This window comes from Modestobacter sp. DSM 44400 (assembly GCF_900107175.1).
In the GTDB taxonomy this organism is placed as follows: Bacteria; Actinomycetota; Actinomycetes; order Mycobacteriales; family Geodermatophilaceae; genus Modestobacter.
In genome coordinates this window covers 1-1,947 of sequence record NZ_FNOZ01000146.1, presented here as the reverse complement: position 1 = coordinate 1,947, position 1,947 = coordinate 1, and the positions used below count along the sequence as shown (strand labels likewise).

The window sequence follows — 1,947 nt, the reverse complement described above, 5'->3', positions numbered from 1 at the left end:
GTCGTACCCGCCGCGCATGATGGGCCCGTCAGCAACGCCGCCTAGTTGATCAACGGGCCGCTACCGAAGTTCCACGGAACTCGGGACATCCTCCGTCGAGCGTCAGCGCCAGGACTGTGAGGCTCGTGCCGAGCGCGAAGGCTGGGACATCTTCGGCATCTACGTCGACAACGACGTAAGTGCCAGCGGGGCCGGGACTCGTGGCCGCAGGAGGAAGGTGCGGCCCGAGTACAAGCGGATGCTCGACTCAGCCGAAGCCGGTGACATCGACGTCATCCTGGCTTACTCGACGTCACGTCTGACTCGGCAGCCACGTGAACTGCTCGACCTCATCGAGCTGAACCAGAAACACAACGTCCAGCTGCGAACCATCGCGTCGGGTGACATCAACATCGAGACGGCGGACGGCATCGCACTGGCCATCACGCTCGCCGCATGGGACGCCGCCGAGGCTGGTCGCATCGGCGAGCGAGTAGCGCGCAAGGCGAAGGAGCGCAGAGAGAACGGCCTCCGTCACGGCGGCTTCCCGCCATACGGGTACACCAACGCTGCGGGCGGCAAGCTCAGGATCCATCCCGAGCGCGCCGCCGTGATCCGCGGAGCTGCACAGCGGATCTTGAACGGCGAGAGCCTGTACGGCGTGTGGCACGACTTCAACAAGCGCGACATCAAGACCGGCCCGAGCCCGCGCACGAAGGACGGCGCTCGCTGGCACGCGCGGACGTTGAAGCGCGTACTGACCGTGCCGGCCACCATCGGCTGCGTCGTACAGGACGACGGCTCCATGCAGCAGGTGACCGAACCCATCCTCGACCGCGCCGACTGGGACCGGCTACGCGAGCTGCTGTACGACGACAGCCGCTACGCGGAGACACGGCAGCCGGACTGGTCCAACCGGCGGAAGTTTCCCCTGTCGGGCTTCCTCACTTGCGGCCTGTGTGGCTCTCGACTGCACGGCTCGACGCGGACGTCACCGCCGACGAAGAGCAGCCCTCAGCGAGTGAAGTCGCGGACGTTCATGTGCAACCCCGCCACCGGCGGCTGCGGCAAGCTGCGGATCGACGCGGCATCAGCCGAGCGCTGGGTCCTGGACCAAGTCTTCGCGCGACTGGACGTTCCAGACCTCCAGGCGGCCCTGGCGTCTCCGATTGAGCGCGCCGACGGCGACGACCTGCGCCACGAGATCGACCGCGCTGAGAAGGCACTCAGCCGCGTCGACACGGCATACGCAGACGGCGACATGACCAAGGAGCGCTACCGAGCCCAGGTCGCCCGCATTACGGCGCAGCTTGACCAGCACCGCCGAGCACTGGCCGACGTCCACCGCGCTGCGTTCGTCATCGACACGGGCGGCCGCAGCCTCCGTGACGCCTGGGCCGAACACGACGTGCCCTGGCAGCGCTCCCTGCTGGAGCACGTCATCGAGACCATCACCGTGCAGCCGCACCCCAAGGGCGTGACGTCCACGCTGACCCGCAAGCGCGAGGAAAGCGACGAACAGCTCGAAAGTCGCCGTAGAGAGCATCAGGAGCGCGTTCTGTTTCAGCGAGTGCGCGTCTCGTGGAAGCAGCAAGCGCCGTCGACTGAGGCTTCATCCAAAGTCGTTGGTTTCTGTCGTACGATTGATCTCAACGACGCCGCAAGGCTGTCGGGTCCTTAGGAAGAGGAACCCGCAGCGCGGCACTATGTCGTTTTGCGGGTTGCTCTTGGCGCTATTTCTCCAGGAGACACCATGCCCCGCACGTTCGGTGAGCAACCTATCCGCGAGGTCGTCTGGCGAGCTGGCTACACGCACGCCGAGTTCGCTGACGAGCTCGGCATCAAGCCGCGCTCGCACGTCTTCTCCGCCATGGGGGCTCTTCGAACTTGAGGGGGAAATGACCCTCAGCAGACGGTGACCCGGCGGTGTCGCCGAGTGCAGGCGAACCGTACTCGGCGGCGCTGATT

The 1,947-nt window shown here is 66.0% G+C and carries 2 protein-coding genes and 1 pseudogene; all 3 read left to right on the top strand.

All coding sequences use genetic code 11. From position 1 onward, the window contains the following. Nucleotides 1–73 precede the first annotated feature (73 nt). Nucleotides 74–496: pseudogene (locus BLW04_RS29285) on the top strand (recombinase family protein); the annotation flags it as partial. A gap of 72 nt (nt 497–568) precedes the next feature. Further along, a complete protein-coding gene (locus BLW04_RS29040; protein ID WP_256375514.1) occupies nt 569–1,660 on the top strand; it encodes a recombinase family protein in 1,092 nt (363 codons plus the stop codon). A 72-nt stretch (nt 1,661–1,732) separates the two neighbouring features. Next, entirely contained in the window at nt 1,733–1,870 is a 138-nt protein-coding gene (locus BLW04_RS27265) for a hypothetical protein (protein WP_175484312.1), read from the top strand. Nucleotides 1,871–1,947 lie beyond the last annotated feature (77 nt).

What these genes read in the sequence shown, in the direction of transcription:
- BLW04_RS27265 (WP_175484312.1), top strand. Translation starts at nt 1,733, where the DNA reads ATGCCCCGCACGTTCGGTGAGCAACCTATCCGCGAGGTCGTCTGGCGA.